Genomic DNA, 25,846 nt, shown 5'->3' on the forward strand with positions numbered 1-25,846 from the left:
AAGGGGTTCAGAATTTTTTAATTCCGAACCCCTTTTGTCGACAAACTGAGAAGAGCACAGATTATGTGCTCTTCTTTTTTTCGCGGGTGCCCTAATTAGCTGACTATTGATTCTTCCTCCTTGCAAAAGGTTAAGCTGAGGCTATTCAACGTGTAAAGTCTAGCGGTGAAAATGAATAAATCGCTGTAGTTATTTTCAACGTACTCTTCAATGATTGCCATCCCTTTTCTGAATCTATCAACTAATAAGTGCGTATAGTTTTCATCCCAGGTAAACCGGTTGATCCGTTTAAGTTCATCGGCCAACACTTGAAACTTAAACTCCTCAACAAGAAGCTTCAATTGATACAATTTATCTTTATTTAAACAAAAGCAGTTGTTTTCATTTTCATGATTTTCCCGGACGAATGTTATGAAACCTTTTAAATTATCAGCTAACATATTCGCTATTTGCATCTCGAAGTTCATTTCCAACAGCTCCTCAATGTCCAAAATCTATATGAAGAGTGTATGATTTGAAATGATATTTTAACACCAACAATTCCTTTTTCGAGATAGATTCCTTCGCTATACTTTAAAGTCTTTCTGGAATTTGACTGCTGATGATGGCAATGACCAATAGCCCCAGCTTACCGATCCTTATTAAGCTGCGCCAATCTTGATCACCAAAATATTGCATCCATATAAACCTAACATTCATCTGTAATTAGGATGGTTTATTTAATATTTCCTTATTTTACTTATTGGTTCCTTGACATTAGATAAAGTGAATGATAGGTTAAAAGTAACAGAACCCACCACGCCTCTTAACAATGCGGACCAAGGTGGGTCATCTTATTTATTCAAGGAGAAATGTAGGCATGAATCCTGAAAAAGATAAGCCGACTGGAAAACTCCCCACTACGTATAAAGAACAGGTAGAATTATTTAGAAACAAAAATTTGCATGTTGAGAATTCTGAAAATACAGAAAAATCATTACAAAGGATTAATTATTATCGTCTATCTGCTTACGGACTTACTTTAAAAGATCCAATTAATAATGAGCAATATGTAAACGGAGCATCATTTAATAAATTACTATCATTATATGAATTTGATCGTAAATTAAGAGTATTGCTTATAAGTGTATTAGAAACTATTGAAATAGCCTTCAGAACTCATACTTCTTATGAGATTGCCCATAGATTTGGTCCTCTGGGCTATAAAGATAAAGAAAACTTTATAAATGAAAAATATCATAAAGAATCTCTGGATGAATTGAACAACTTAATAAAAAAAAGTCGTAAAGGTGAACTATTTATTGAACATCATTACAAAAATTATGATGGTAACAATTCCAATTTGGGTGGCAATAGAAGTGACTCCGTTTGGTTTCCTGTCTAAACTATATAGAAATTTAAGCGAAGATGTAAAAAAACATATAGCAAAAATATATTATAACGTTCCATATCTATACTTAGAAAGTTGGTTGCAAACATTATCCAATGTTCGAAATGTCTGTGCTCATTATGGACGCTTATACAATAAAAAGTTAACTTTTAAGCCACGTTTGTTTAAAGAAGAAATGAAACAATTTGATAACGGATTTGCATTTGCTGCAATATACATTATTCAAAGATTATTGACTAAAGACGAAGGGCAAAGATTCATTACTGATTTACAAGCACTTATATTAGAGTATGAAGATAGCTTGGAATTTTCCCACATAGGGTTCCCTCCAATTGGGATGAACTTTTATCTAAAATTAAAAATCAAAAGTCTTAATTGTAAAAGAAAATTAATGTCAAACTCTTTCTTTTGTAGATTAGGTTTATTAATTAGCTTTTTTCCATTTTCACCACAACTTTCTCATTCTACATTATTAAATTCCCCACAAAAAAAAATTGCCACCCTTCCTTCCAAGGGGACAATCTCACATCGAATCCAGAACTAAAGAGATAAGCAGGCCCGCAGCGGTGAATATGCCCGTGATCGGCCCTCCGTCTTCAAATGCTTCAGGCATCATCGTTGAGGAGATCATGGCAATAATCCCACCGCCTGCAAAGGCTGCCATCGCTGCCAGGACATAGTCCGGGGCATGATCGAGGAATAGATAGCCCGACATCGAGAAGAGTGCCGAAATGATCAGGACGGAAAACCACAGCAGCATGATTTTCTTCTTGGAATAGTCACTTTTGAGCAGTCCCGTCGTACTTGAGAGCCCCTCCGGAATATTACTGATGAAGATGGCAATGACCAAAAGCCAGCTTACCGAGCCGCCGCTTATTAAGCTTGCGCCAATCATGATCGACTCCGGTATGGCATCCATCACCGTCCCGATGAAAATGGCTAGGCCCGCTTCTTTCGAAGAGCTATTATTGGACCGTTTCCTTTTATCCGCACCTTTTTTGGAAATAAGAAAATCCAAGGCTGTAAACACGCCGGCCCCTGCTATGAATCCGATCCCCGTCGCCCAGATTCCACCATCACTCACCGAATCAGCAAGCAGCTCATATGCCGCGGCGCCAATCAATACACCCGTACCAAAGGCCATGATATAGCGAATGATGTTTTTCTTGATCGGAATGAGGATGGCGGCAAGTGCGCCAAGCAGGACGGCAGAACCCGAAACCCCTCCCCAAAAGACCGCATTCCACATAGAATTCCCCCATTTCCTTTTTATAGGATAGTGTACCCGGGTTGATGTTGGGGTAAACAAGGGGACGCTTTTGGCTATTCCAGCAAAAAAAAAGCAGGTATATTCGCTGCCATGATTTTTGTGTATAGAATGGTAGAGTATCCTGCTCTTCGCTGCCTTATATGACTGATATTTGCGGTTTTCCTTCTTCTCTTTCACTAACCTTTTCGATTTTATCGACAAACATTTGAAAAACCTTTCTCTTTTCTTCCAACTCTTTTATCGATTCTTTCAGTTCATTCAATTTTTGTTCAAAAGGTTTATGATAGAGCTCGCGGATGTTTCGAATAATTTCATCATTTATAGTGGATTGTACAACCTGTTTGGTAATATTGAATTTATAGGAATAAACCTGAAGTTCACGCTTAACTTCTTCATACTCTTTTTCTATTCCATTTAACACATCACTGATTTCTTCATTCCATTCTACTAAAGCCTTTTTCACATGTTCCTCCACCTTTATTCCCCCTCTTTAACTAACAAAAATCCATCTCGATAAAAACTTATTTTATCAAAAGTTCATTTCGGTTTCTTTTCGGCTTAGTTACTTAACAAATAAGTTTTATTAAAAACAGATAACAGCTAATGACGAGTTACGAAACACTTTTGAAAAATCACATAGAATGAAACATGACAACTATAACCTATGGAGGTGTTCAGACTGATTCATACAGTTAAACCAGGTGAAACACTGACACAGATATCCAGGGACTACCGGAAACCGCTATCTGAAATCATCGCTGCAAACCCGACCATAAATCCAAATGTCATTTATATTGGCCAGCCCATCATGATCCCTGGTTTTCCCCCTCCTGATACCATTCCATTTCAGATCGATGTGTCCGTCAATACTCGTAAGTTAAGGCTGCTTAAAAATGGAGTACTGCAAAAACAATATCCGATTGCCGTTGGAAGAATGCTGTCCGGTACACCAGTAGGACAGTTCATCATTATCAATAAAGCTCCCAACCCTGGAGGCCCATTCGGGACGATGTGGATGAGTTTATCAAAAGAACATTATGGCATTCATGGAACGAATGATCCCAGCTCGATTGGTAAAGCCGTTTCAAAAGGCTGTATTCGCATGCATAATCGGGACGTGGAGGAATTATCAAGGATTGTTCCGATCGGGACATCGGTTTCGATTCATCCTTAATGTGTTTGTTTACTCTTATATAAATAAGCCGACAGAATTATCCCATCGGCTTATTTTTCCGGAAACGTTAAAAATCACACTTGAACCAATTTTTTCTCCTCAAGTTGATACTGAATATCGGCAACCTGCTTTATGAATGCTGAATCATGGGATACAAATATGATCGTGCCTTCATATCCAGCCATGAATCGTTCCAATGCTTCAATGGAAGTGATATCCAGAAAATTAGTCGGTTCATCCAATAGCAGAATGTTGTATTCCCCTAGAAACAACTGACAAAGCTGGAGGCGAATCGCTTCTCCGCCACTTAAAGACTGAACGCTTTTCAGTATATCCGTCCCGGTAAACTGCATCGAATGCAGGACACTTCTTAAAAATCCTTCATCATATTCCGAGCGATTCCCCAGGAATTGAAGTACCGTTTCATCTTTTGCAAATCTATAGCTCATTTGACGGAAGTAACCCATTTTTGCTTTAGGAGAAACCGTTAAACCGGCACCATTATTCGCAATATGGTGCAGCAAAGTACTTTTACCGCTGCCGTTGCTGCCAGTGATCGCTATTTTTTTACCGTGCGGCAGCTGGAAACTCACTTCATCCAATAATACGTTCCCCGCCACTTGAAGAGTCAGCCGGTCCGCCATTATCGGGAACTTATTATGCAATTCCAATTGCTTTGACTGGCGAAATACGATTTGCCTTTCCTCTTGTACAGCTTCCACTTCCTGAAGTTTTTCCGCTCGCTGCTCAATTGCCTTCGCTGCGCGTTGTGCGGCTTTTTGGCTTGTGCCTTTCGATTTTGTCATAAACGTTTTATTCGGTTTTGCATTCGCCTCTTTTTTCGACAATCTTCCAGCTTGAGCAATTTTTTCAGCCTTTTTCATTTTTTCCTGCGCCGCTTTTTCAAGCCGGCTCTTTTCTTTAAGGAATTGTTCATGAGCCTGCGTCTGTTGTTCACGTTTTAACTGCTTCTGTGCCATGTACTCGCTGTAATTCCCTGAATATACATGTACCTCGCCTTCATGCACTTCCCAGATCGTCGTTACGAGTTCATCCAGTACAGCCCTGTCATGACTAATCAAGACAAGCGCCCCATAGTAATAGCGTAACTCATCAAGTAAAAACGAAAGGCCGTCTTGATCCAAGTGGGTTGTCGGCTCATCGATAAGCAACGCTTCATTATAGTGGGTAAACAATTGGGCAAGCTTCAGCCTCGTTTGCTCACCGCCGCTAAGCGACCCTGAATTTCGCGGAACTGCCAATTTTCCCAGTAACGCTGGATCAGCTTCTGCAACAACAGGCGCTTCAACTTGCTCAAAATAGCCGCGATCAACATAACCCTTTACTTTTCCGCTTGTCGGTTGAATTTCTCCAGCAAGCAACTTCAATAACGTACTTTTCCCTGTACCATTTTTCCCGACGATGCCGATGCGGTCAAATTGATGTACAGCCAACCGATCAATCTTCAATATCTCTTTATCTAAATAAGTCACTTCGACATTTTCTAATTCAAAACATATTTGTTCCATATTCGCTACCTCCGAAATTTGTGATTTCGTATCGATAGCTTGGATCGATACGAGCTTCTATTTCAAGCCCGCATCAAAAGAATAATAGAAATTGCAATGTACATTCCCCCTATTTTATAGTCACCGCTGAACGATCTTCTAATATGAGCTCAACTCCCAAACTCGCATCAATAAAAAAGTAACATCATCAAGTTAAATCCCTCCAAAACAAAAAAGTACACAGAAGGGCTCTGTGTACGGAAAAATGGCATAGATATCCAGCAGAACGACAAACCCTCTACAACATATCCATCCTATACACACAGCAAATAACCCCTTATAAAAAGTGGTTTTTTCCATAATATATGTGTATATCAGTATAATTGTAAAAATGCCACGTTTATCGCTCCTTTCAAATCTTGCCCCTATTCTAACCAGGATATTTCCAATAGTCAATGATTTTTTGTTTTATATAATGGATGATTAATAACTCTTGAGTTTTTTTATCAGAGGTTGGTAGGCACGTATCATGAAGGTAATGGGGAGACTGAAGAGGACAGCCTGACGTCGGCTGTTCTTTCTTGTTTTGATTTCAAAATTCCACTCCCTAAAAAGTAATTATCTTAATCAAGTTTTGCATGATATTATTAATAATTAAGTAGGTAAGAGCAATAGAAAAGGTGGAAATACATATGAAGAAGACAGTATTAGCTTTTACAGTAGCAGGGGCATTAGTAGGTTTAGGTGGGGGATACGCAATTGGTTTTCATAATGCGGACGAAATGCAAGATAAAAAGCAAGACCAAAAGATTATTGCTGAAATAAACCGTCTAGCGAAAATCAAGGAAATGCCAGTAATACAACTGGACAAGCAAACATCAGAGGTATATATGGGTAAAGAAAGGCGTATGGCTAATGAGGGTGAAGAGAATATCATTACCGAGACATTTGAAATCAGTGAAATCGAAAATGGGCATATCCGTGGCGAGAAAATAGAGGGCAAGGGCGAAGGCATTTACTATCAAACAGAGGTATTTACTACCATGGGATTCCATCCAAACTATGGCGACATATTCCGCGTGGGTTGGGAAGAGTCCGATTATGAAAACAAAGAATGGGACAAAGTTGTTGTACTCGAACAGCTGAAGTGAATACCTAAGATTAGAGAGTATTCCGGAAGGAGCGCTTGGTAGCAACCAATCTTATCCTATCTGCGTTCGTCAAGAAACGGAAAAAGAACCACACATCCCACGAAGATGGCAATGGTTCTTCTTCTGATTCTTCTGATTAAAAGTTATTAGTTGTGACCAACCACTCTTGCTAGTGGTCAGCCTCATGTTCCAGCATGGGGCTGTTTTTGGTTTATGTTAATATAAGGATATCATACTCCAATTTTTAAGTGAATATTCTCAGGAAGATAGTAATAGTGATACATAGTTTGAAATTTAGCTAGTTACAAAAAAAATGACAGGGAATCTCCCCTGCCATCTCAATCAATTCATATTGATCGGCCAATAATAAAACACCAGTGTAACCATGATGATCATGACGCCGCTGATCATTAAATAGGCTGGGTATCTGCGGGTGATGTTCATTTCTTTTTGCTCGTCTATTTCAATCGGGGTTTGAAGGATATTTGCTTGAAACTCCCTTTCTTCGATGGTGATCGTTCCATACTTGGAGCCAATGATAAGTGCGCCTATGCTTAAGATTAAACCTATGATGACAGGATTGAGGTAAACGGGAAGGCTGATTCCGAACATGCCGAGACTTTCTCCAAGTATCACGCCAACGAAGCCGAATACGATGCTCCAAAATGCGCCTTCCTTCGTTACCTTCTTTGAAAATACGCTTGATATGGCAATCGGTCCCCATGATGCCGCAAATAATGTAGCCGCAAAGTAGCCGATCCACATGACGGCAGGCGGCTGGAACAATCCAATCAATAAGATGATCAAGCTGATCACAACCATGGAAATGCGGCTGGCCCGTAATAGATGATGATCTGTGTATTCCTTTTTACGCGATTGTTCCATGATATCCCGTGTAATGCTGCTTCCTATAATCTGAAGGAAGCTCGAACAGGATGATAATGCCGCAGCCATGATGCCGCTGACAATGATGACTCCAAGCCATGTCGGGACAATATTCATCGCTGCCCAAATGAATACCTTTTCCGTCGGGGCGATATCCGCTTTAATGGTGGTGATTGTCGATATGCTGATATGAAGAAACAAATAGACGGTCAAAATGGATATCGTTGCCCAAACGCCGGCCCGGATGGCTACGTGTTCATTTTTTGCCATTAAATATCGGCTGCTTTGCCATGGACTCACGGCGATGACAATGCCCCAGACCAAGCCCATGATGACGGCCCAGGCCAATGCTTCCCAAGGAGTGCCCATCGTTGCGGCAGGTCCGGTAATGCCATGCCAGCTTAATAAATCAGGCCGTTCAGCCAGGTTTGCCGCTTTCATAACGGCATCAGGAAAACCGCCTGCGGATTTGATGATATAAGGAAAACTTAGATATGTTGCGATTGAGAATAAAAAGAACATCACGGTATCATTGACCATGACCCCCTTCGCCCCTGAGAGAATGGTGAAGGATGAATACACGACCCACATGATCACCAGGGCCATTGGATAGGAAACACCAGAAACCTCGGCCAATAAAACGGCTGCCCCTTGAGTAACGGCAACTAAGTATGCAGCGATACCGAGAATCGTCGTGATCGCAGCTGCCAGCCTTACCTTCTTTGAATGAAAGCGATTACCAAAAAATTCAGGAACGGTCAATGATTTGCTTCTTCTTAAATACCTGCCAAACAGGAACACTCCGAATATATAGCCGCTTGCATTAAAAATCACGAGGATAAGCAGCAGGATCGGATACCCTTCATAGGAAAATCCCGCTTCCCCCATGAAGGATACCGTACTTAGGAAAGAGGCAACAAGCGTACCCGTAATCATCAATGTGTTTCCGCTTCGACCAGAAACATAGTATTCCTCTGAGCTTTTCACTTTCCTGAATAAAAAGATGCCAATCGAGACGTAAACACAAAAGGAAATAATGATACCAAGGAGAAAGGCCACTTACATCCCCACCTTTTCAATCGGATCTTTTGCTTTTATTTCTTCTTGATTTCTTTTCATTCTTACTAGGAAAACCTTCGTGATCCACCCCATGACAATTAAGGAACCCCCATAGCTTAAAGAGAAAATCAGCTCGCCCATTTCTTGACCCCCTTATCATAATAGAAATAATCAATCATTAAATATGCAATATCCATACCAAGTTTTTGAATATTCAGATTTCAATAGAGGTTAATTTATTATTAATCGTCCTGATAGCTAAATTGGTATTTGCCCAGTTTGCGCATGATCGTCGTTTGGCTGACCCCCAGGGCCTTGGCCATTTTTCTGGTTGATTTATAGGTGGAAAGGGCCTGTGACAATAATTGCTTTTCCGTTTCCTCTAATGCTTTTTTCAAGGGAATGATTCCTGTTAAATTGACCAGCGCCGTATCTTTGTAGGTTAAATCGGAAGGCAAATCCTCTATCGTTACGATAGGCTTTCTAGCCGTCACGACGATTTGTTCAATTACATTTTCCAACTCCCGAACATTGCCCGGGTAATCCTGCAGCTGCAGAATTAACTTGGAATGATCATCGATCGTGATGGATTGACCGTATTTTTCATTGAATTTCTTCAGAAAATAATTGGTTAATAATAAGATATCTTCCTTCCGCTCACGCAGCTGCGGTATTTCCATTGGAACGACATGCAGCCGATAATATAAATCTTCGCGGAACTGATTATTCTTGATCATTTGCTTCAAGTCTTTATTCGTGGCGGAGATGATGCGGATATTCACCTTTTTCTCCTTCGTTCCTCCCACCTTCATGAATGTTCGATCCTGGACCAAATGCAGGATTTTCACTTGAATGTCGAGCGGCATTTCCCCGATTTCATCAAGAAACAATGTGCCGCCATCAGCACTCTCAACAAGCCCCTTTTTCCCGTGCTTATTAGCTCCCGTAAATGCACCGCTTTCGTAGCCAAATAGCTCGGACTCAATTAAAGCCGATGGAATCGCGCCGCAATTCACTTGAATGAAATTCTTATCCTTTCTGCTGCTGAGATCATGAATGACCCTTGCTAAAACCCCTTTTCCGACTCCGGTTTCTCCATGAATGAAGATGGAAGAATCCATCGGGGCGACTTTTTCAGCTAATTCCAAAACCTTTACCATCTTATCCGAATTTGTAATGAAGTTATTGAACGAAACGGTTCTCGAATTTTCATGCTGGGCCCGCTGGTTCCTAAGGTTCACTCTGTTCAATTGACTCTTCATCTCAACCAATTCCGTGATATCCCTGGAATTCGAAACGATTCTATATAAGTTCCCCTCTTCATCAAAAATCGGCTTCGCTGTGCTGAATACCGTCAATCCATGCGGATAGGTTTGCTCCGCCGAATGGATCGCTTTCGTTTTCATCGTTTTTAATGTAACTGAATTGACGATCAATCCCTTTTCAACTAACTCATTAATGTTCTTATTAATAAAGGCCTCCGGCGGCAGCCCTGTAAGCTTCTTGCACGCTTCACTCACGAATAGCGTGTCCCCGTTCGCATCCGTCACGAAAATTTCATCATAGCTGGAATGCAGGATTTGCGTGAGCTCCTTTACCTTCTTTCTTGTCACCTCCAGCTCTTTCTTTAGTGATTCATTTAGACTGATTAAGCTCTTCATCTTCTTTTTAAGCAGCATTTCCCTGACTTCGGAAATCGGATGGCAGCTATATTGGTTATCGCCATGTTGAATCACAAAATCATAGGTGCTCATATCCTCTTCACCTAGCTTATCTAATTCATCAACGACGACAAACGATGTATTGAGATAAGCCGTGATTTCCTGATTATCGCCATCGCTATCCAATCTCTTCAAAAAGAAACCTTCATCCAATATGCCGAGGATTTCCAAGTGATTTTTCATGACAATAAAAGGTGAAGAATTAATTTTCAGCAAGGATTTTACATCCAAAATAGAAATATCGGAAAATACAATTAGTGATTCCTTTTTCACTTCCATCACATCACCCCATATTTTGATTACGAACCGATTTTGTTACACTTTTTGATACGAAAATAGCTAAGTGTCATTTTCGTAAGCGACGAATGTCTCTAAATCAACAAATTCAGAACTGAACCTTTTATGAATCACCACTTTTCAAAAAAGGTTCAGTTATCTATCTATAAAATACGATACCCATGAGCCATACCCCTCTTTATCCAAGTAAATAAACGATTATGAAACCACATTCCCCCAAACGGCATGGTTATTGCATATTGAACCTGTATAGGGATAGCTAGGGGGCGAATGGATGCTCTCTATACTCTCATTCTATCTAACATTAGGGAGTGGTCATGTATATGGCTCAATTCAAGAATCTGTTTACCCAATTAACGATTGGTGCTACTGAATTAAAAAACCGGATCTTAAGTACAGCACATCAAACAAATCATGTCACGGACGGAATCCCCACTTCGGATATGGTCGCCTATCATGAAGCCCGTGCTAAAGGGGGCGTCGGATTAATCATCCTTGAAGCGGCATCCGTACATCCATCCGGCATGCTTACGTCCAAAACGATCGCAGGATATGACCAAAGAATTGTCGATGCCTACAAAGAGCTTTCCGAAACGCTCCATAAGTATGGAACGAAGGTTTTCTCGCAGCTATTCCATGGCGGACGGGAAGTCGTATCGAGCGACTACCGAAATGCGGCATGGGCGCCATCGGCCGTTCCCAGCCTGCGCTTTGGCGTGATGCCAAAACCAATGAGTTTGGAGGATATTGAAGGCGTGATTGAAGGGTTCGCCCATTCAGCACATCTGGCAAAGGAAGGCGGACTGGATGGAGTGGAAATTTGCTGTTCACACGGATATCTTCCTGCCCAGTTTTGGTCACAGCATACAAATAAGCGTAAGGATATCTATGGCGGATCATTTGAAAATCGGATGCGATTCATCGTGGAAATATTGGAGAAGGTATGGGAAAGAGTCGGGGAAGACTTTACCGTCGGCATTCGCATGAGTTCAGATGAACTGACGATGGACGGGACGACGATGAAGGATTCCGTGCAAATCGTCGAATATCTCGCGGAAAAAGTCCGATTGGATTTCATTAATGTCACTGCCGGAGATTCAAGTACCTTCGAGGGATCAACACATATCGTGCCGCCATCACCGATAAAGCACGCTTACTTATCACCACATGGATTCAAAATCAGGATGGCAGGAGCCGTACCGGTCTTTGTCGGTAATAGAATCGTCGACCCCGTTGAAGCGGAGCAGATCGTATCAACCGGAAAAGCCGATGTCGTCGGAATGACCAGGGCCTTAATCGTCGACCCAGACATGCCCAACAAAGCAAAAAGTGGCGACCTGCAGGCAATCGATGCATGCATCGGCTGTTTACAAGCCTGTATCGGTCACTATCATAAAGGACTGCCGATTGGCTGTGTCCAAAACCCGACAACAGGTAAAGAAGCATGGATTTTACCAGAATTGAAGAAAAAGAGAAGCAAACAAAATGTCCTCGTCATCGGCGCAGGACCTGGCGGATTACAGGCAGCCATAACCGCGGATTCACTAGGTCACTCTGTTACACTGATCGATCAAAGCAAATCAATCGGCGGCCTGCTTCGCACCATGCGCAAAGCACCGATGCGGCATGAACTTGCAGAGTCGATGCTCGATAACTACTCCCGGAAACTGATGAGAAGCAATATAAATGTGCAATTAGGCAAAAAAGCAACCGCCCAAGAAATATCCGAATCAAAACCGGACGCCATCATCTGTGCAACAGGCTCACGTCCCTATACACCAGCCATCGAAGGAATCGATGACCCAAGGATCATCATGAGTGATGACCTCTTCAGCTCAACCAAAAAAGTCGGGGAAAACGTACTCGTATTCGACTTTGGCGGCGACTGGCCCGGTATGGAAGCAGCCATCTACCTAGCCGAAAAAGGCCACCAGGTCACACTCATATCATCAAGACTGCACATCGGCGAAACCGTTCACCAATATCTCAGGAACGAATACCTAAAAAAACTATACAACCTAAACGTCACACTCCTACCCCATTACGACATCGGGGCAATCAAAAAAGATCACGTCATCATCCGGAACCTATTCACCCAACAAAAACAAGAACTAACAAACTGGGACTCCATCGTCCTCTCCCTTGGCCGCATTCCCAATACAGAACTATTCGAAGAAATGAAAGGCCATGCACCTATTGTGAAACAGATTGGGGATTGCCTTGGTCCGCGGACGATAGAGGAAGCTACGCATGAGGGGATGATGAGTGTGATTAGTTTATAAAAAGAGAAGAGACATCCGGGTGGGATGTCTCTTTCTTTTGATGATATAGGTCTGGCACGACCTGCTTATTATTTTTATCTTCTTGTCTAACACTTTAAACCAACTATTATATACTCTATTTTTTTCTCTTTATCTCCAATTCAATTCCTTTTATTCTTTAAAATGTATTATTTTCAATCCATTTTGTATATAATGCTATACATAAGAGGTGGAGAATTTGAAAAGAGGAAAAGTAAAAAACAACGTGAGATATTTTCGAAGATTACATGATTTTACTCAAGAAGAACTTTCGGATCGAATAGGTGTACACAGACAAACCATTGTTGCTTTGGAAAAACAAAAATACGAACCCTCAATAGGAATTGTTTTGATGCTCTCTGCTGTATTAAATGAACCAATCGATAAATTATTCTTTTTAGAAGAAAAAACAGATTAAATTCAGGAGGGATCTTTATGCGTTTGAAAAAGTGGATGATTTTAGTTGGGTATATATGCTTATTCTTAGGCTTTGGATATTCATGTTATTCAATTTTGGTAGATGAATCAGGAAGTAATTTCTGGGTTATGTGGGGCATAGCTTCTCTTGTTATCGGTTATCAAATAATTAATTTCTTAGTCGAGAAAAAAAATGATAAGTGGAACAGTAGTTACGTTGTTGCAGATCAACGTATTTTTCGTAAAATTCTAGTTTCTCTCTCTATATCATATGTTTTTATTCTGATTTTTTTATTGATTGGAACAATTGGTTTCTATAATGATTTCATATCAGGCTATAATATTTTGGTCGGAGCTATTATTCTAAGTTTGTTGGTTTTTATGATTTCCCAAATTGTGCAAGGTTTTGTAAACTAATCTAAATAAAACTTCAGATAGGTTGTAAAAAAGTTAGTAAATCCTCCCTTATAGAATTGTAAGGTAAAAAATTATAAGGAGGATTTTAAATGACAATCATTAAACCATTATCTTTAAATGCGCTAGAGAAACAATCGTTTAAAGAGAAAATCCAGGAAAAAGTAACAGGGATGGGTTCTTTTATTTTGCCTTCCTCTCAAAGTGATAATGAAGTCGATATTCACAAATATCCTTAGTCATATTAAACAAAATCCTCTGATCATCTGTTTTATATCAAAATTCAGCTTAAAAAATATCATCTTCGTAAGAAATTAACCCTTTAGAGCTGCCACTCCACTTAGACATAGGCATAGTAGCAATCATTATCTCTAAAACCAAAGGATATTGGAATAAAATTCACTACCAAATGAATTAAAAAAGCACTCCAAATTTTATGGAGTGCTTCACAGTTTATACAAGCTTTATTTTTGGTTCCCATGTAAACAACAATGTATTTAATGCGTAATTGAAAATATCATTTAAGTATTTTCGCCGGTCTTGTGGTTTCTTTCCACACTGATTTAACAACGTTTCTCTCAAAGGATGATGACTATTAATAAAATATTCATTCCTGTCATAAAGCTTTTCAAGATATTTTAATACAGGAAGTTTAGCAAATTTCCCATGTTCTCCTCTGTTACAATCCTTACATGCTAATACCAAATTCCAAACACTATTAATGTTCAGATCAGTAATTGTATAAGTTTGTAACGAGAAAGGTATGAAATGGTCAACATCAGCCAAATCAACAGCTAAAGGATCAATACTTATCTTATTGTTACAATAAAAACACTTTCCACGTTGATATCCGTTTAATGCTTCCCTTGATGAAGTAATATCAATTCTTCTATGAAGTTCATTTTGTGAATTAATGTAGAATATATCCTTATCATTATCATATCTAACATTCAACATAGCTGGATTCATTTTTAATGTCCAAGCAGTTTCAACTAATCTCCAACGTGCTTCTGTTTCACTAACTAGATCAATGAAATTGCTTTGTTTTTCAAGCTTAAAAGCATTATCGGTTAATACAATCCCTTTCGCACCGTTTCTTGTTGTCTTTTCAAAAAACTTCATATCAAGTACAGTATCATTCACAACATGGAACCTATCAATAACGTTTTTAAAAGGATTGTTAAGTGTAAGCTTCACCAATTCATCAATACTTATTGAACCTTCGTTATACGTTTTGAAGGCATCAAAATAACCACTGCTGTTAGAAGTAGTTTGTTTTGTACCATTTTGAACATGTTCGTTTGTATACTTGATAAATGGAATCGCTAAATCCTTCTCAGATACAAAATCCGTTCCTTGTGAGGTCAGTTCAATTAAGCTTTTTCCTAAAGCAAATTTATAACTTGCAGCATTTTTACCAAATAGAATAACTCCACGAAAATAAGAATCTAAAGAAGGTTTATCTATAATAAATTGGTTCAATCAAACCATCCTTTATAAAAATTTAGTTGCGATGCCGCTGCATGGTGTGGGACTGGTAATTAATTGGACCTTACTCATCTTCAACCGCAATCAGATAAATCTTTTCTTTAAATCCTCCTCGTTTGTCTGCTTTGATCTTCCTTACTTTCTCCACTTCCTCGATAGAAGCCCCATGATACTCAGCGAGCGCATGAAGGATTTCTAGCACATCGGCCAACTCTTCAATCGCATCCTCTTTACTTTCTGTCTCTACATATTCCTGTAACTCTTCAAAGCTCTTCTTTTTCAATTCTTCTATGTATTCCTTCTCATCTAACACTCTTGTTGTAAACTTCTTACCTGCAGCTTCAATCACTTCTGGAATACGATCACGAACTAATTTATTGTGGACTGGCATACATTAACCCCCTAATTTCATAAACTAAATCTAAACAAAAATTAACTAAGTAGATGTTTCATTCTTCTAAAGTTAACTTATTCTCAAAGTTGTTCATAATATTCTTGGATTTTCTTGGACATTAAAATTCGTCTTTCTTCTAAAAAAGCTTCGTATTGATTAGCATTCATATGAAAAAGAGATAATGGAACGCAATTACTTTTTAAATTAGCCAGTAACGCATTTTCATCGATAATTCCACCATAGTTCTTATTTTTGGTACAGCATTGTTCCTCTATCTCTTTCATGTACACTTCAGGTGCTTTATCTCTTATAGCGATATTAATTTCTTGTTGGATATAAACATAGTTAGCTACTTGATTATATTGATTACGATTTGTAAAACCATTCTTTTGAAGATATTTCTTTGGGAAAATATGATGAATATCTCCTCTTTCTTCAATTAAATACCGTACCTCTATAGCTTTAGATAAAAAAGCTTTATCATTATTCTTAATTTGCGCCATTAAATACAAATGAAAGAACGGGCTACTTGAAACTGATGTGTTAAGACGAGAGACTAAAATATTTGACCAGAATGCCTCTGATAACTCACCTTCTTCTGTATGCTTAACATATTGTTTTGGGTCCTGAGCTTGTTCAAAGCGTCGTATATCAAATTCAAACATAGACTCGGCTGAGCCGGAGTATCGCCCTGTTAATATTGATAAAACTATCCATCTACGAACTATACTTTCAATTTCAGCATTTTCAATATTTTTCTGTCTCAGTAATAAATAAAGGATATATCCGAAATTAAGCACATTTTGCGAACGAATTAAACTTTTATGTATAATGCCCGTTGACTTTACTATCATTAGATAGCGTTTAAAATTTGTCTCTGTTACGAATGCGAGTACACCCTCTTCTAATCTCTTAAATGAAGCTTCTGCTATATCTTCATTATATTCTCTAGTTTCAAAATCTCTTCCCGATAATAAACTAACTAAATCAGAAAGTTTACCTCTTAAAAATTTTAAGGTAAAGGCTACCCTTAAAAGATCATTATATTCTGGTTTATATAAAGATTCTGTATGGTTTTTTATCCATTTAAGCTTTTGAAAATAATCTGTTTCTGCGAATTCCCTATCGTTTTGTACAATTGAATCATAATCTGCAGGATGCGTTGCCAAATGGCAGAAGTAATCAATCATTTTACGGATATGAATTCCGTTATATTTTTCATTTACAGCAATCTTTGACATTACAAAATCTGCTTGACTTAATACAACACCTTGAGAATTAATACGAATAAATATTTCTGTCACTGTTTTGATATCTAATTCATGTGACAATTCTATAATACCTAAGCTGCTATAGCGAATTTTTGTCAATTGATCAATAACATTACCTATCTTATTTACATCAACATCTGGATTCTGCTCACTGTATCCACGAACAAAGTCAAAGAACTTAAAGTCTGATTGAAAAAATAATGAAATATCTGGAATCCAAACAGGGTTTTTTCGTATAGCTGAGTTTGAGACCTCAAAACGTTCATCTAATGGATGAAAAGCAATTTGAATTCGCTTTTTTTTAAAATCGGTTCCTACTACTTGATGACCCAATAATGAAGCTGTTAAGGCCGTGATCCGCTGTTGACCATCAATTAAAATCTTTTTACCATGAGATGTGGTACCATCTTTTAAATTTATATCTGGATTTTTCCATGTAATAAGGTATCCAACAGGATAACCTTGATATAATGAGTCCATCAAATCACGTACTTTGGACGCATTCCAAACAAACGGTCGTTGAATTTCGGGTATTGCGATTTCACCAGCGTTTACCCAACTAAGAACTGTTTCTACAGTACTGTTATTTACTACATATTTTGTCGACATAGAATAACTCCTCTTTTTTTTGTGAATCATTAAACTCTCCGTCAAAATAGCTAATTGTTCTTTTTTTGATGATACCCTTTGAGTCATCAAAAAAACTCGATTAACATTTTTTGTCACTAATTACCATAACTTACCCTTCCTCATTAATTCAGAAGGTAATATCCCCTAAAGCATTAATCTTCTATATTGTATTATTTATTAAAGATTAATGCGTTTTCAATACTCTGGACTTCTTCTACAGAAGCCATTCAAAAAATCTATATATATGAATAATTCTAACATTAACTTGCTCAAGAAAAACAATCACTTTATCAAGAGTCTTAGTGCCTTTCAATCTTACTGTTCTATTCTTTATTCCCTTTCAGTTTCTTTTAATTATACATACCGTAATGGTATGATTACATAGGGCAAACCTATAGGAGGATAACATGAAAAAGCAAGTTAAAGTAGTTGCAGCCATTATTGAAAATGAAAATGATGAAATACTATGTGCGTTACGCTCTCCAGAAATGAGCATCCCGAACATGTGGGAATTTCCAGGTGGAAAAGTAGAAAAGGGGGAAGATATTTTTACTGCTTTAAAAAGAGAGATTGATGAGGAATTACAATGTCAGGTTGAAACAGATGCTTCAATCTTTAATGATAATACGCATGAATATGAAACCTTCATCATTAACCTACTGTCTATAAAATGTAGAATCATTGGAGGTACCCCAACTGCCAATGAGCATTCTAAACTGATATGGTTAAAGCGAGAGAATTTAAGTTCTCTAAAATGGGCTCCTGCTGACATTCCAGCTGTGGAACAATTAATAAATGAAAAAAATAGTCTTCTCAAATGAGAAGACTATACTCTTTTAGTGAACTCCGTATATAAACTAGCTGGAACTTCATTGTCTAATTCCATTGTAACGGTAATCGGCTTTTCCCCTTCATATTCCACGGTGTTACCCTTCCCGATGTAAATATAAGGCTCTGTCTTACCATCTATTTCTTTATACTTTCTAATAAATAAATGTAAATGTATCCCTCTATCCTGATTGAAAACAATATTCTTTCCTCTCTCAGAACTTGGGGCTGTACTATTTGGTGTCTGCCATTGAAAAATGCGTTCGTTTATAAATTCATCGTGGTAATTAATGCTCTCTTTAATATCTTCTTCCTTGTGCAAATCAATAAATAAGAAATAGTCATTTCCATTTGAAAGTAGACCAGAACCCCTAAAAGCACTGTGGCTTTTGCGATAATTTGATAGTAATGCGGCATCACCCATTTGATATTGCTCATACAGCTTCAAATGTGGCACACCATAGTAGTCTTCTTTAAATTCCTTTTCATATCTAAAGATCCCATAAATAATAAGATCTTCGATATACGTTCTATATTCATCATTCTGTAGAACCTTTTGATAAGAAGCTGTCTTAGTTAAATGACCATTTTCAAGAGCAAATAACTTCAAGTTCCTCTTTTTCTGACCAGGATCATAAAAATCCTGATTTAGACACTGCAAGGCATGCAATATACTATCTTCATCTACCTCTTTAACCAACTTCAATATCTCACATTTTGCGGTTTCTAAAGAAATCTCATTATGGTCCAATAGATATTTAGCAATCGCAAATTCATACACTCGCTTTAAAGGTAGCTTACTCGATAATTCCCTTAATACTCCTTCAAAAGCTTCGTCTAGTAATAGCCTTTTCAAGGAATCTTCTTTTTCTACTTTTGCTACAAATTGCAAATATGTTTTTTCGCGATTAATAAACTTAATCGGATCTGGAGCTCCATCAAATTTCATATAATCCATTAATAATAAAGGAGTTTTACCTTGATTCATTTTCTTAAACTCAAAGTACTCTTCCTTCAAATACTTCAAAGAATTAAAGTTTTCCTTATCAATTTGCGCTAATATCCGTTCTTCAGAAATTTTATCCATTTGAATATGCGTACACCCTGGAATATTTGCAAAGCCAGTTGCAATAGCAACCTTCAAACTCTCTTTATCATAATATCGACTACCATTCAAAGCGATGGCAATTAAGAACGATTTACTATGATTCCCGATAAAATCAAGGACTGTTAGGAAACTCTTTTCTTTATGTTTACGAAGCCCTCGTCCTAGCTGTTGAATAAAAACGATCGGAGAATTAGTAGGTCTTAACATTAATACGGTATTTACAGAAGGAATATCAACACCCTCATTAAAAATATCAACCGTAAAAATAAATTCTAAGTCATCCTGATCATCTTCTAATCTATTTATATAATGTGATCTTAGTTCAACTGAGTCATTTCCAGATAAACAAATACTTCGAATACCCCTACTATTAAATTCTTGTGCCATATATTGTGCATGTTCAACGGTTACGCAAAAACCTAGACCTTTTCTTTTGTCCCCGTCATGGCCATAGAAATTCATATTCTTAATAATAAAGTCGACTCTCTCGTTAACCTTTAATCGCTTCGTTATCTCCGCTACATCGTCAATATCTACATCACTTAAATCAATTCCCTCAATGTCGGTAATACCAAAATAATGAAATGGAATAACCAGTTCATCCTCTAAAGCTTCATGTAAACGAACTTCCAACGCAACATTATTATCAAATAGGTCAAAAACATTTTGTTGATCGCTTCTCTCTGGAGTAGCTGTCATCCCTAATGTGAAATGTGGGTCGAAATATTCTAGCACTGCTTGATAGCTAGGGCTTGTCGCATGATGAGCCTCATCAAAAATAATATAATCAAATTCGTCTCGTTTAAATTCCTCGTAGCATTTAGACAAAGTTTGTATGGTAGAAAAAATATAATCAGCATTTTTTTGCTTTTGATTCCCAGTCAGTAATCCAAATGTCAGTTTTTCATTCGGAAGGAGCTTTTCAAAGGTCTCTTTTGCTTTTTTTAATATTTCTTCTCTATGTACAATGAACAACAATCTTTTAGGCTTGAATCCCTTTACGTCAAAAGCAGACATATACGTTTTACCCGTCCCTGTTGCTGCTATAACTAAGGCCTTCTTTTCCCCAAACGATCTAATTCTCTCAAGGTTTTCAACTGCACGTTTTTGCATGTTATTAGGAATAATATATTCAGAGCTTTCATAAATAAATTGCTGAGTATTCGTAAAGCCCTTTAATTTACTCAAAAACTCTTCATACTTACTAATGAAATTGTCATCGGCTACAACACTACTATTCCATAAGCCATCATATTCCTTTAAAACATCTTTCAGAAATTGAGCATCCTCTTTAGCAATGATCTCAACGTTCCACTCAATATTACTCTTAAGTGCACTTTGAGTAATATTAGAAGAACCAATAATCACCTTATAACTATCCTTAAATTCAAAAATATACGCTTTCGTATGAAAACCAATCGCCTTATCTGTTTCAAAAACCTTCAAATGGATATTACTAAACTCATTTATTTTCTTTAAAGCCTTCGCTTCAGTAAAATTCAGATAAGTAGAAGTAATAATCTTCCCCTTAACGCCCCTTTTTTCCGCGTTTTTGAAAGTATCCAACAACAACTGAAGACCACTATAATTAATAAAGGCCACGCTGAAATAAAACTTTTCACACTCCTTTATAGAAGAGATTAATTCATTTAATAAATTACCCTTGTCTGAATTGACAATTAGCTTTTTCTCGATGTCCATGATTTGCTCCTGACTGTGCTTATATAAATAAGAGAATTCTTTAGATCTAAATTAAATATTCAATAAATCGTTGAACAATAATACATTACTCTGGCTTGTTTCTATAGGCGATAGTTTTCTCTTCAACTATTTTATCAGATAGGAAAATATATTCTATTCTTACTTCATCAAGTAGTTTTAGTAAGTCTTTATCTTTTATAATACATATTTCTTAAAAGACCATTTATGCTGATATATTATTTATCTTAATTATCCTTAATTGTTATTATTCCAAAACACCAAGAATCGTAAAAAAACTCTTACAATAGACCATCTATTATCTGTTTTAATTCTTCATATGTACTTGAGTGAGCTATTTTTTTTAGTGAATTTAAAGATATTGTTTTTTGATTAGGAAAATATATATCTAAGTCTTTAGTTAATGCTAAATAAAATTCCCATTGTGCCGTATTTAATGGTTCAATTAATTCTAAGTTTTTCTCTTTTAGTAAACAAAAGACATATATATCAGCATTCCGTTTTACGGTCGGGTTATATTTATTTGTTGTATAATCATATTCTTTTTTTGCCCCAATACTAAAACTGATGTTTGAATATTTTTCCTTATGCCATGCTTGGATATATGCAGAAGATTTCACCTCGATTTTCATGCCTTTATAAACTAAATCATATGCATCCCATTCAACTCGTAATTGATTTAAACAGCCAAGAGCAGTTCCAATTAAAAACTCAGCAAAAATTCCCCTTAGGTTGTTTGTTAGAATATTTGAAAATCCCCATTTCCAGAAATCTAAAATAGTATGGTCTGTTCCTAATATTGGAGTTTCTGATTTAAGATGTCTTTCATTATTCATTTATAACCACATCCTTTTATGCACATTTCAGGCAAACTACCAACGTTTCCCAATACATTTTATCTTCCCATTTAATTTTCACTTAAACCTGAAGGCATGTCTTAGATAATCGGCAGAACTTCTTCTTCTACTAACAGTTAAAATATGCTTTTAAAAATTCATAAAATGTAGGCCACGTTTCTTTTAATTCTCCTTTTAAAAGCAGCTCATCCCCGTCCTCAAAATTCACCATAAAGACTTTATCCGTTACAGTATCAAGGACTAATACAGCATTTGCTGAAATTTCGCCTTAAAATTAAATACTTTTTCGTAAAGCCACGCTCTTCTCGGGAAATAAATGTATACGACTCAATATTATTCTCTTCATCTACGATATCAAGTAACTCAAAAGGTACAAACTCTTCCCAAAAAGGTCCAGCATAATAATAATAGAATTCACGGAATGTAACTGATACATCTACTTCTAAACTATTTAAAGCCTCATTTACTTTACTTTTATCTTCACGTTTATAAATGTCCTCTCCTAGAACTTGATCTAATTTCTCAGGCAAAATACTCATTTTAAATTCCCTCCTAAAGCTTCTCGTCCCCTTGTTATCCACTTATGTATGATACCTAATTGATAGCCCAATGCTTTTTGTTGTGAATGGTGTTTTGGTTTATTAACAAAAAAGCATTTGTTGCCTATATTGGACAATTAAATGCTTTTCTTTGTTCTAGTCACCCAATCCCAGCATTATATGATCCTTCTTTATAACTTTCGACTTATAGAATTACAGAAGGCTTGCTTCAAGTGCATCACTCAACATAGAATCGAAACTATAAAAGAACTGAATTAAAGTTCCAGAGGGTTTATCAAGTTCTACATATACTCTCTCATTTAGGTCGTAACAAAACCATGCAGTATCAGAATCCCCCAAAAATATGTATTGCTTTTGCCAATCATTTTCATACCAAAGCTCGTTTGTTTCAATAAACCCCTGAACCTCTTCATCTCCTTCGTTATCAAGTAGCGTTTCATCAACACCATAGATTACTAATCCGTTAAAGTCTAATCCATTTACATTCTTTAGAAAGTCAATATACGACTCAGGAATAATAATGTTTCCTAGTCTCTTCTGAATGGTTTGTTTCATTTTAATAATTTCTGAATTTGATACAGGATTCCTAAGTGAACTATCATATTTAATTTCAATTTTTTCTACTTCTATCAATAATTCTTTCCACTGGGGCATATCTACTCTTCCTTTCTTTAAAGCCGTTTTGGTAAACTTCATCCTCAAATATCAAAAAAGTATTCATTGTCTTCATCAACTTTTTTTATAAAATTCTCTAATGAATCAGCTATTTTATTGTCAAAGTAGTGTACAGAGGTCTTTTGAGTATCATTTAAATCAAGTGTTAAATATACACCCTCGTTTACTTCATAAAAAACAAGTTTGTCTGCTTCTTCATAAATCCCCTCTAAGTCAGGGTCATACTCATAGATACCTTCCCTTAGTGTAATATCTGCAATAGTATCAGGATCCATTAATCTACTTATTGAATTCTCATTATTGCCTTTAAAAAAACCATAACCAACTTCTAAGTATAACTCCCTTAGTTCAGGGGGAAATTTAAATCCGAGTCTTTGCTCTGCTTCTATAAGTTCTTTTTCTTTTAATGGAAAAAACTTATGATTATTTTTTATATAATCAAATTTAGCCAAAATCAATTACCTCCTTGGAAAAAATTTATTTGTTGGAGATCCTTTACCATGAATGCCTGCCTGATGTTCATCAGGAAATTTGGCAGGATGTATATTAATAATCTAAGTTTATCTGTTTTTTTTAAAAGTAGCAGTATGACACCCTTTATATATCATGACAATTAAATAATTAGTCTCTTTTCTTTTCTATTCCTATTCATCCATCTTCTGCTTTAAATATTCAGCAATTTCCGTTTGACCAAATTCTCTAGCATATTCATATGCATCCATATTCTTAATACTCTCTCCCGTATATCTAATTGAAAAATCTATTCCTTTTTCAACTAGAAGCTCAACTACTTCTTTATGCCCACCATAAATCGCTCCAAATAATGGATTTCTTTTCGCTAAGCTCTCATCTAATTCTGCTCCAGCCTCTAATAAATACTTTACTATCTCCAAATGCCCCGCTCCTGCAGCCACATTTAAAGGAGAAGCATCAAATATATCACCTTTTGTATTGACATCGATTCCTTTATGGATCAGATATTCTACTATATCAAAATGCCCTTTCTTTGCTGCAACATGTAACCACGTACCAAATGGGGTCATTGTATGTAAAGATTCTAGATTATCGCCTATTAAACGCTTTACTTCATTAATATCACCAAGTTTAATTGCATTCCTTATTGCTTTGTTCATACTTTTTTTATCCAAAACATATTCTCCTTACTTTCAATTTTCTTCTACTGGTTAATTCACCTAATTCTTCAAGAGCTTCAACAGCATTTTACGGTACAAAACATTCCCCAAATCATCAATACTATGTTGTCTTATTACGGCATTGGGTGCCCTCGAAATGAATAAAAAATGGATAGTCCCTTTGATTTCGAAAGGCTCTATCCACTTCTTCTTTTATAAAAACATTTCTTACTTTATTACCAATCTTCTTCATCTTCATCCCAGTTTTCTTTTGCCTCTTCAAGACTTTCGATCAAATAGTCTAGGAAATTATCAGCTGCGGTAAAACCATATCCCTCTTGGTTATCCCACATAATAACTGGACATTCTCCATTTTTCATTTTATTAGTATCGAGGCAATAGGCAAATTCATCAATATCTTCTATAACCACAAGTCCATCTATTAAATCATAATACTTTTGATGACCTCTGGTAGCATCTACTACTGCTGGACCCGTATAACCATATCCAATTATTCTCACTCCAAAGAGTCCACCAAAACCATAGTTTCTTAAAAACCACTTGTAACTTTCCGGTAAAGAGACCTGTAGTTTTAGTTCAGTTTCTCTAACTTTTTCATCACTTACTCCACCTGTAAAATCATCATCTTTTCCATACCGCTTAATAAATTCCTGTAAAGCTGAATATTTCACCAAAATCACCTACTAATCTTGAATTTTTAAAAGTCCTTTCAATTATATGGTTGGTGCTATCCATCGAAAAGGAAACATAATAATACTGTTAACCAATTTAATGCGAACAATTTAATCATCTAATAATTCATCATCTAGCCACAGCTCTACGTCATCAACATCAATATTCTCAGTTTCATTAATTAATTCTAATCCACTTAAAAAACCTAAAAATGTTTTCGATACAAGATGTATATTATCCCAATATGAGTTAATCTCATCCGAAGCATCTTCTATTCCTACCATTATTTTAGCTTCGCGTTCATTTTCATGGTTCCAGAAATAAACTTTACTTATAATGCTTTCCTTTACTCCTAAGCAGATTAAATTTCCTCCCGGGCTTTCCCCAATTGGAATCATACAATTTGGCATCCGATTTAAATAACCTTCTATTTGGTCGAATAAATTATTTTCACCAGCTAATCCATAAAGACCTTCAAATACTTGAGTGCCCTCCTTAGATGTCCAAGGTGATGTCTCAATCGGTTTATACGTTACCTCATTTTCAAAAAAAGTTTCATCATAGTTAAGAAGAAACTCCTTATAATCCTTTGGAATGAAAATATCATACATCGTCTCTATTTTCTTAATCTGATTTTCTCTTGAATTTAAAGAAAAGACTTCTTGTTTCTTAATATTTAAGGTGTTTAATTTATTTTCTATTTGATTTATATAATTGTTACCCAAAAATTCAAATCCCTCCTCTTAAACCTGATGCAGCACCAATGTGTGGTATATTTTCATGTAACTTTGTAGGTATTAACTGTATAGTAACGTCATCTGCATGGTGTGGTGTTAGACCTTTTTCTCTCAGCCAGTTTTTCGCCTGATTTTGACTACAAAACCCTTTGGCTTTCATTAATTTT

At 36.8% G+C, this 25,846-nt stretch carries 27 protein-coding genes and 3 pseudogenes; 9 read left to right on the top strand and 21 right to left on the bottom strand.

The features are described 5' to 3' along the window. Positions 1–95: 95 nt before the first annotated feature. Positions 96–467 carry a hypothetical protein gene (locus ADA55_RS22640; protein WP_034309797.1) on the bottom strand — a complete coding sequence of 124 codons (372 nt, stop codon included), beginning with the start codon at positions 465–467 and terminating at the stop codon, positions 96–98. Positions 468–859: 392 nt separating this feature from the next. Between ADA55_RS22640 and ADA55_RS31105 the strand changes: the two genes are divergently transcribed. Both ADA55_RS31105 and ADA55_RS31110 read left to right on the top strand, forming a co-directional pair. Further along, positions 860–1,384 carry an Abi family protein gene (locus ADA55_RS31105; protein WP_048687713.1) on the top strand — a complete coding sequence of 175 codons (525 nt, stop codon included), beginning with the start codon at positions 860–862 and terminating at the stop codon, positions 1,382–1,384. Continuing rightward, a complete protein-coding gene (locus ADA55_RS31110; RefSeq protein ID WP_142398514.1) occupies positions 1,302–1,934 on the top strand; it encodes an Abi family protein in 633 nt (210 codons plus the stop codon). The genes ADA55_RS31105 and ADA55_RS31110 overlap by 83 nt, the downstream gene beginning before the upstream one ends. Here ADA55_RS31110 and ADA55_RS22655 read toward each other — a convergent pair. Both ADA55_RS22655 and ADA55_RS22660 read right to left on the bottom strand, forming a co-directional pair. Next, complete coding sequence (locus ADA55_RS22655; RefSeq protein ID WP_048687715.1) at positions 1,914–2,639, bottom strand: ZIP family metal transporter; 726 nt, start codon at positions 2,637–2,639, stop codon at positions 1,914–1,916. The genes ADA55_RS31110 and ADA55_RS22655 overlap by 21 nt on opposite strands. 157 nt (positions 2,640–2,796) lie before the next feature. Next, a complete protein-coding gene (locus ADA55_RS22660; protein WP_048687716.1) occupies positions 2,797–3,135 on the bottom strand; it encodes a hypothetical protein in 339 nt (112 codons plus the stop codon). Positions 3,136–3,339: 204 nt separating this feature from the next. Between ADA55_RS22660 and ADA55_RS22665 the strand changes: the two genes are divergently transcribed. Next, entirely contained in the window at positions 3,340–3,834 is a 495-nt protein-coding gene (locus tag ADA55_RS22665; RefSeq protein WP_048687766.1) for a L,D-transpeptidase family protein, read from the top strand. A 74-nt stretch (positions 3,835–3,908) separates the two neighbouring features. Here the strand turns inward: ADA55_RS22665 and ADA55_RS22670 are convergent, their stop codons facing one another. Further along, the gene (locus ADA55_RS22670; RefSeq protein WP_048687717.1) at positions 3,909–5,363 is read right to left on the bottom strand and encodes an Msr family ABC-F type ribosomal protection protein; all 1,455 of its coding nucleotides are present in this window, start codon (positions 5,361–5,363) and stop codon (positions 3,909–3,911) included. Positions 5,364–6,034: 671 nt separating this feature from the next. On the opposite strand from ADA55_RS22670, the gene ADA55_RS22675 reads away from it, so the two are divergent. Further along, on the top strand, positions 6,035–6,493 hold the full coding sequence (locus tag ADA55_RS22675; protein ID WP_048687718.1) for a hypothetical protein: 459 nt from the start codon (positions 6,035–6,037) through the stop codon (positions 6,491–6,493). Positions 6,494–6,835: 342 nt separating this feature from the next. On the opposite strand, the gene ADA55_RS22680 is transcribed toward ADA55_RS22675, so the two are convergent. From ADA55_RS22680 to ADA55_RS22685, 3 genes are all read right to left on the bottom strand, one after another. Beyond that, the gene (locus ADA55_RS22680) at positions 6,836–8,437 is read right to left on the bottom strand and encodes a sodium:solute symporter family protein (RefSeq protein ID WP_048687719.1); all 1,602 of its coding nucleotides are present in this window, start codon (positions 8,435–8,437) and stop codon (positions 6,836–6,838) included. Next, the gene (locus tag ADA55_RS29660) at positions 8,438–8,578 is read right to left on the bottom strand and encodes a hypothetical protein (RefSeq protein WP_153246165.1); all 141 of its coding nucleotides are present in this window, start codon (positions 8,576–8,578) and stop codon (positions 8,438–8,440) included. A gap of 101 nt (positions 8,579–8,679) precedes the next feature. Beyond that, entirely contained in the window at positions 8,680–10,437 is a 1,758-nt protein-coding gene (locus ADA55_RS22685; protein ID WP_048687720.1) for a sigma-54 interaction domain-containing protein, read from the bottom strand. Between the two features lie 341 nt (positions 10,438–10,778). On the opposite strand from ADA55_RS22685, the gene ADA55_RS22690 reads away from it, so the two are divergent. The 4 genes from ADA55_RS22690 to ADA55_RS29665 all read left to right on the top strand — a co-directional run bounded on the left by ADA55_RS22690 (position 10,779) and on the right by ADA55_RS29665 (position 13,825). Beyond that, positions 10,779–12,737, top strand: a complete 1,959-nt coding sequence (locus ADA55_RS22690; RefSeq protein ID WP_065421210.1) for an FAD-dependent oxidoreductase — start codon at positions 10,779–10,781, stop codon at positions 12,735–12,737. 208 nt (positions 12,738–12,945) lie between these two features. After that, positions 12,946–13,173, top strand: coding sequence for a helix-turn-helix transcriptional regulator (locus tag ADA55_RS22695; protein ID WP_226990532.1), 228 nt, complete (start codon positions 12,946–12,948; stop codon positions 13,171–13,173). A 17-nt stretch (positions 13,174–13,190) separates the two neighbouring features. Beyond that, complete coding sequence (locus tag ADA55_RS22700) at positions 13,191–13,589, top strand: hypothetical protein (RefSeq protein ID WP_048687722.1); 399 nt, start codon at positions 13,191–13,193, stop codon at positions 13,587–13,589. An 89-nt stretch (positions 13,590–13,678) separates the two neighbouring features. Next, positions 13,679–13,825 carry a hypothetical protein gene (locus ADA55_RS29665; protein ID WP_153246166.1) on the top strand — a complete coding sequence of 49 codons (147 nt, stop codon included), beginning with the start codon at positions 13,679–13,681 and terminating at the stop codon, positions 13,823–13,825. Here ADA55_RS29665 and ADA55_RS31520 read toward each other — a convergent pair. From ADA55_RS31520 to ADA55_RS22715, 4 genes and pseudogenes are all read right to left on the bottom strand, one after another. After that, a pseudogene (locus ADA55_RS31520) lies at positions 13,770–13,952 on the bottom strand (RNA helicase); the annotation flags it as partial. The gene ADA55_RS29665 and the pseudogene ADA55_RS31520 sit on opposite strands and share 56 nt — an antisense overlap. A gap of 87 nt (positions 13,953–14,039) precedes the next feature. Continuing rightward, positions 14,040–15,068, bottom strand: a complete 1,029-nt coding sequence (locus tag ADA55_RS22705) for an HNH endonuclease domain-containing protein (protein ID WP_048687723.1) — start codon at positions 15,066–15,068, stop codon at positions 14,040–14,042. 70 nt (positions 15,069–15,138) lie between these two features. After that, entirely contained in the window at positions 15,139–15,465 is a 327-nt protein-coding gene (locus ADA55_RS22710) for a nucleoside triphosphate pyrophosphohydrolase (protein WP_048687724.1), read from the bottom strand. Between the two features lie 83 nt (positions 15,466–15,548). Then, positions 15,549–17,348 carry a GmrSD restriction endonuclease domain-containing protein gene (locus ADA55_RS22715; protein ID WP_048687725.1) on the bottom strand — a complete coding sequence of 600 codons (1,800 nt, stop codon included), beginning with the start codon at positions 17,346–17,348 and terminating at the stop codon, positions 15,549–15,551. A 428-nt stretch (positions 17,349–17,776) separates the two neighbouring features. On the opposite strand from ADA55_RS22715, the gene ADA55_RS22720 reads away from it, so the two are divergent. Continuing rightward, a complete protein-coding gene (locus ADA55_RS22720; RefSeq protein ID WP_048687727.1) occupies positions 17,777–18,190 on the top strand; it encodes a (deoxy)nucleoside triphosphate pyrophosphohydrolase in 414 nt (137 codons plus the stop codon). A 5-nt stretch (positions 18,191–18,195) separates the two neighbouring features. On the opposite strand, the gene ADA55_RS22725 is transcribed toward ADA55_RS22720, so the two are convergent. From ADA55_RS22725 to ADA55_RS28895, 10 genes and pseudogenes are all read right to left on the bottom strand, one after another. Further along, positions 18,196–21,006, bottom strand: a complete 2,811-nt coding sequence (locus tag ADA55_RS22725) for a DEAD/DEAH box helicase (RefSeq protein WP_048687728.1) — start codon at positions 21,004–21,006, stop codon at positions 18,196–18,198. A gap of 299 nt (positions 21,007–21,305) precedes the next feature. Continuing rightward, positions 21,306–21,860 carry a hypothetical protein gene (locus ADA55_RS22730; RefSeq protein WP_048687729.1) on the bottom strand — a complete coding sequence of 185 codons (555 nt, stop codon included), beginning with the start codon at positions 21,858–21,860 and terminating at the stop codon, positions 21,306–21,308. 130 nt (positions 21,861–21,990) lie between these two features. After that, positions 21,991–22,420 (bottom strand): annotated as a pseudogene (locus ADA55_RS22735) (SMI1/KNR4 family protein). A gap of 213 nt (positions 22,421–22,633) precedes the next feature. Further along, the gene (locus ADA55_RS22740) at positions 22,634–23,095 is read right to left on the bottom strand and encodes a YrhA family protein (protein ID WP_048687730.1); all 462 of its coding nucleotides are present in this window, start codon (positions 23,093–23,095) and stop codon (positions 22,634–22,636) included. A gap of 44 nt (positions 23,096–23,139) precedes the next feature. Beyond that, on the bottom strand, positions 23,140–23,568 hold the full coding sequence (locus tag ADA55_RS22745) for an SMI1/KNR4 family protein (RefSeq protein ID WP_048687732.1): 429 nt from the start codon (positions 23,566–23,568) through the stop codon (positions 23,140–23,142). 6 nt (positions 23,569–23,574) lie between these two features. Then, positions 23,575–23,664 (bottom strand): annotated as a pseudogene (locus ADA55_RS31525) (HNH endonuclease); the annotation flags it as partial. A 96-nt stretch (positions 23,665–23,760) separates the two neighbouring features. Next, positions 23,761–24,264, bottom strand: a complete 504-nt coding sequence (locus ADA55_RS22750; protein WP_048687734.1) for an ankyrin repeat domain-containing protein — start codon at positions 24,262–24,264, stop codon at positions 23,761–23,763. A gap of 221 nt (positions 24,265–24,485) precedes the next feature. Further along, a complete protein-coding gene (locus ADA55_RS22755) occupies positions 24,486–24,941 on the bottom strand; it encodes an SMI1/KNR4 family protein (RefSeq protein ID WP_048687736.1) in 456 nt (151 codons plus the stop codon). 111 nt (positions 24,942–25,052) lie between these two features. Next, complete coding sequence (locus tag ADA55_RS22760) at positions 25,053–25,667, bottom strand: SMI1/KNR4 family protein (RefSeq protein WP_048687738.1); 615 nt, start codon at positions 25,665–25,667, stop codon at positions 25,053–25,055. 4 nt (positions 25,668–25,671) lie between these two features. After that, positions 25,672–25,839 carry an HNH endonuclease gene (locus tag ADA55_RS28895; protein WP_081088706.1) on the bottom strand — a complete coding sequence of 56 codons (168 nt, stop codon included), beginning with the start codon at positions 25,837–25,839 and terminating at the stop codon, positions 25,672–25,674. Between the last annotated feature and the right edge of the window lie 7 nt (positions 25,840–25,846).

It is taken from the genome of Bacillus sp. 220_BSPC (assembly GCF_001054655.1).
Taxonomy (GTDB): domain Bacteria; phylum Bacillota; class Bacilli; order Bacillales; family DSM-1321; genus Peribacillus; species Peribacillus frigoritolerans.

Excerpts from the sequence above, each read along its gene's own strand:
- ADA55_RS22640 (WP_034309797.1), bottom strand. The coding sequence starts at position 467 with ATGAACTTCGAGATGCAAATAGCGAATATGTTAGCTGATAATTTAAAA.
- ADA55_RS31105 (WP_048687713.1), top strand. The coding sequence starts at position 860 with ATGAATCCTGAAAAAGATAAGCCGACTGGAAAACTCCCCACTACGTAT.
- ADA55_RS22655 (WP_048687715.1), bottom strand. The coding sequence starts at position 2,639 with ATGTGGAATGCGGTCTTTTGGGGAGGGGTTTCGGGTTCTGCCGTCCTG.
- ADA55_RS22670 (WP_048687717.1), bottom strand. The coding sequence starts at position 5,363 with ATGGAACAAATATGTTTTGAATTAGAAAATGTCGAAGTGACTTATTTA.
- ADA55_RS22675 (WP_048687718.1), top strand. The coding sequence starts at position 6,035 with ATGAAGAAGACAGTATTAGCTTTTACAGTAGCAGGGGCATTAGTAGGT.
- ADA55_RS29660 (WP_153246165.1), bottom strand. The coding sequence starts at position 8,578 with ATGGGCGAGCTGATTTTCTCTTTAAGCTATGGGGGTTCCTTAATTGTC.
- ADA55_RS22685 (WP_048687720.1), bottom strand. The coding sequence starts at position 10,437 with ATGGAAGTGAAAAAGGAATCACTAATTGTATTTTCCGATATTTCTATT.
- ADA55_RS22690 (WP_065421210.1), top strand. The coding sequence starts at position 10,779 with ATGGCTCAATTCAAGAATCTGTTTACCCAATTAACGATTGGTGCTACT.
- ADA55_RS22700 (WP_048687722.1), top strand. The coding sequence starts at position 13,191 with ATGCGTTTGAAAAAGTGGATGATTTTAGTTGGGTATATATGCTTATTC.
- ADA55_RS29665 (WP_153246166.1), top strand. The coding sequence starts at position 13,679 with ATGACAATCATTAAACCATTATCTTTAAATGCGCTAGAGAAACAATCG.
- ADA55_RS22710 (WP_048687724.1), bottom strand. The coding sequence starts at position 15,465 with ATGCCAGTCCACAATAAATTAGTTCGTGATCGTATTCCAGAAGTGATT.
- ADA55_RS22715 (WP_048687725.1), bottom strand. The coding sequence starts at position 17,348 with ATGTCGACAAAATATGTAGTAAATAACAGTACTGTAGAAACAGTTCTT.
- ADA55_RS22720 (WP_048687727.1), top strand. The coding sequence starts at position 17,777 with ATGAAAAAGCAAGTTAAAGTAGTTGCAGCCATTATTGAAAATGAAAAT.
- ADA55_RS22725 (WP_048687728.1), bottom strand. The coding sequence starts at position 21,006 with ATGGACATCGAGAAAAAGCTAATTGTCAATTCAGACAAGGGTAATTTA.
- ADA55_RS22730 (WP_048687729.1), bottom strand. The coding sequence starts at position 21,860 with ATGAATAATGAAAGACATCTTAAATCAGAAACTCCAATATTAGGAACA.
- ADA55_RS22740 (WP_048687730.1), bottom strand. The coding sequence starts at position 23,095 with ATGCCCCAGTGGAAAGAATTATTGATAGAAGTAGAAAAAATTGAAATT.
- ADA55_RS28895 (WP_081088706.1), bottom strand. The coding sequence starts at position 25,839 with ATGAAAGCCAAAGGGTTTTGTAGTCAAAATCAGGCGAAAAACTGGCTG.